Annotated in this window: 1 pseudogene; it reads right to left on the bottom strand. The window is 75.3% G+C overall.

The features are described 5' to 3' along the window. Positions 1 to 371 precede the first annotated feature (371 nt). Positions 372 to 1,081 (bottom strand): annotated as a pseudogene (locus tag OMK64_RS20010) (cellulose-binding protein); the annotation flags it as partial.

Below are 1,081 nucleotides of genomic sequence, written 5' to 3'. Positions count from 1 at the left end.
GCCTGCACCGTCCCGAACGCGCGACGCAGGCCCTGGACGACGATCCCGTCGGTGCCCGACGGGGGCGACGTCGTGGCCGGTGCGCCGGCATCCGCGGGTGGTGGCGGCGGCGGACCGTCGCCGGGGGTGTCGTCGTCGACGGCGCTCGTCATGCGGACACCGTAGGACCGGCGCGGGACGACGGGCGCCGGTTCGGGTGGAGGAACCGTGCAGGTCGTCGCGGGTCACCCGGACGCACCGGCGGACGCGCCCTCGGCCGGCGCTGTGGGCGGCCCCTGGGCGTGTGACGACCCCGCCGTGGCGCCCACGTGCCCAGTCCGCAGCGGCCGTCACGACGGGGTCGTCGTTCCCCCTCCGTGCGTCAGGGGGTCTCAGCAGCCGAGGCGGGAGCCCGCGACGGCGACGTCGTCGAACCACAGCGTGTCCGCACCCTCGCCGTAGCTCTCCCAGCCGAGCCGCAGGTCCGTCGGGCGCGGTGCCCACGCGGTCCGGTACCACTGGCCGTCGACGTCGTGCGTCGGCGTGCCGTCCGCCGTCAGCCCCGTCACCGCGGTGCCGTCGAGCCAGGTCGCGAGCCGTCCGGCCCGGTCCACCTGCACCTCGACGCAGTGCCACGACGACGTCGGCAGCGGCCGGCTGAGCGCGACGCCGTTCGGCGACTGCTCGGGCAGCGTCGCGTCGTCGGACGCCCGGTTCCACTGCAGCGCACCGTTCTGGCCGCCCATGCGCAGGTCACGGTTGCCGTCGCCCGCGTCGCGCATCGCGAGGAACGTCGTGTGCGACGTCGGCAGGGCCGTCGTGTGCCGCACCCAGTAGCGGAGCCACACCTGCGACAGCCCGCTCAGGTCGGCGGCGGCCTTCGCGAAGACGTGGTTGCAGTAGCCCGCGGCGCCGACGACCTTGAGCGACCGGCTGCCCGAGTGCGCGACCGAGGAGTCGACCTCGATGCGGCCCTGCCCCGAGCAGTCCGGGGTCACGACGCTCCACGAGCCCGACGGCGTCGTCGAGGTCTGCGACTCCAGGTCGTCGCAGAACACCGCGTTCCGGCAGCCGATCGCCGTGGGGGTCGGGGTGGGAGTCG

Origin of the sequence: Cellulomonas fimi (assembly GCF_028527925.1) — a bacterium.
GTDB lineage: Bacteria > Actinomycetota > Actinomycetes > Actinomycetales > Cellulomonadaceae > Cellulomonas > Cellulomonas fimi_C.
Note: the sequence above shows the minus strand (reverse complement) of the source record. Positions and strands in the feature narration are given on the sequence as shown.